Below are 2,413 nucleotides of genomic sequence, written 5' to 3'. Positions count from 1 at the left end.
CGTCTAATTGGACAAACTATTATTGCCTCGCCCCTTACCCAAGCATGTAATGCTTTGAGCAACGCGGTTGAGGAAGCGGGGGCAAGTATTATTGGTTAATGTCTTTTTTCCTCGGCCCTTAATATACTCAGAGCATTAGCCTTGAATTGCCACCCCGACTAGAACTGTGATTGAGAAGCCCTGCTTTTTGACGAATATGAATGGCATTGCGCGCCGGACAGAGAGATGCATCACTAATCACAGCTTCATGCTTTTTACGCGGCGAATTTTACGCGGCGAGGTAAGTACCAGTGCGCTACTTATGATTCGGGAGTGGCTGATTCATGCCAATTAAACCCTCAAAACTGTACATTTTATGTACATACCCCTCGACACAGGAGCGTTAAATCTCTATGGTGCGCACCCAGTTACCATCACATTTTTATTATCGCCTTGTTGATGACGCTTTTTGCCGCTTTTGGATGTTCCCCGGCCTGCCTATCTGGCAAGCCCTATACCCTCCAGTTAGATGCACCGCTCGCCTTGGTCTATATACCGTGTCGTTGAACCCTATTAACCGGGTTTAATGCTTTACTCAGGATGCTTCCACTTTGATTACTACCGCAAACATCACCATGCAATTTGGCGCCGAGCCGTTGTTCGAAAATATCTCTGCGCAGTTTGGCCACGGCAATCGCTACGGCTTGATTGGCGCCAACGGTTGCGGTAAGTCGACCTTTATGAAGATCCTCAGCGGTGAACTGATGGCTACCTCGGGTAACTTGTCGTTCACCCCAGGCCATAAAGTCGGTACCCTGAGCCAGAATCAATTCGCCTTCGAAGAATTCTCGGTAGTGGACACCGTCATCATGGGTGACGTTGAACTATGGAAGATCAAGCAAGAGCGTGATCGCATCTATAGTTTACCCGAGATGTCTGATGAGGAAGGCATGAAAGTCGCTGAGCTAGAAGTCTTATTCGCCGAAATGGACGGCTATAGCGCCGAGAGCCGCGCCGGTGACATCCTGCTTGAAGCGGGTATCAGTGAAGAGTGGCACTTTGGATTGATGTCTCAAATAGCACCCGGTTACAAGGTTCGAGTATTGTTGGCACAAGCACTGTTCGCCAACCCAGAAATACTTCTGCTCGATGAGCCAACCAACAACCTCGACATCAACACCATCAACTGGTTGGCCGATGTGCTAAATCAGCGCAAGTCGACCATGATCATTATTTCTCACGATCGTCACTTCCTTAACAGTGTCTGTACGCACATGGCCGATATCGATTACGGCGAGCTACGCATCTATCCGGGCAACTACGAAGCCTTCCAGGAAGCCTCTGAATTGATCCGTGCGCAGTTACTGCTGGGCAACGCCAAGAAGAGCGAAGAAATTGCTGAACTACAGGCCTTTGTCAACCGCTTTGGCGCCAACGCATCCAAAGCCAAGCAGGCCGCCTCGCGCGCCAAAAAGATGGACAAAATCAAGTTAGACGACGTTAAATCATCAAGCCGTATGACGCCCTCTATCAGCATGAAGCAGCATAAAAAATTGCATCGCCAAGCACTGATACTTGAAAATGTATCCCACGGCTTCGACGGTGAAACTCTATTCAGCAAAGGCAATCTGATTCTTGAAGCCGGTGCTAAGCTCGCAGTCATCGGTGAGAACGGCGCGGGTAAGTCGACCTTCCTACGCTGTTTGATGAACCAGCTGGACGTTAATGTCGGCGAGATCAAGTGGTCCGAGAACGCAGAAGTGGGTTACTGCCCACAAGACAGCACAAACGATTTTGATTGCGACCTGACCATCTTCGACTGGATGAGCCAATGGCGCACGCCTAAACACGACGATCTCGCCGTACGCGGTATGCTCGGTCGCCTACTGTTCACCGCCGACGACACAAACAAGCAAGCCCGAGTGTGTTCCGGTGGTGAGAAAAACCGCCTATTGTTCGGCAAGCTAATGATGCAAGACACCAACGTTTTGATCATGGACGAGCCAACAAACCACTTGGACTTAGAGGCGATCGATGCTTTGAACTCCGCGCTTAAAGCCTACGACGGCACCTTGATTTTCGTCAGCCACGATCGTCAATTTGTTTCATCATTAGCAACCCGCGTGGTCGAAATAAAAGATAAGAAAGTGATCGATTTCAAAGGCACTTATAATGAGTACTTAGCAAGTCAAAAAGAATTATCGGCAGTGGCATAACCCACACACTGCCATAAACCGCCGCACAGATACTAATACCGTGCGGCCGCAAAAAAGGCCCGACAAGCATGACTTGTTGGGCCTTTTTTATGTTTTCCGAGGTGGAACTTGAAAGGTGGTTACGTGCAGGGACATGAGGCAGGCATCCACAAAACTAGTTTCAATCCATTCCCTGCGAATTTAAATTGTAACTATTCAGCCATGCTCGAATAGGCCGG

At 49.2% G+C, this 2,413-nt stretch carries 1 protein-coding gene; it reads left to right on the top strand.

Going from position 1 to position 2,413, the window contains the following annotated elements:
- Positions 1 to 590: 590 nt before the first annotated feature.
- The gene (locus tag AC3A8L_RS21165; protein WP_487964264.1) at positions 591 to 2,195 is read left to right on the top strand and encodes an ABC-F family ATPase; all 1,605 of its coding nucleotides are present in this window, start codon (positions 591 to 593) and stop codon (positions 2,193 to 2,195) included.
- Positions 2,196 to 2,413 lie beyond the last annotated feature (218 nt).

The sequence above is a fragment of the Marinagarivorans sp. genome (assembly GCF_982758155.1).
The sequence above is the reverse complement of the archived record's forward strand: the minus strand, read 5'-3'. Positions and strand labels throughout refer to the sequence as shown.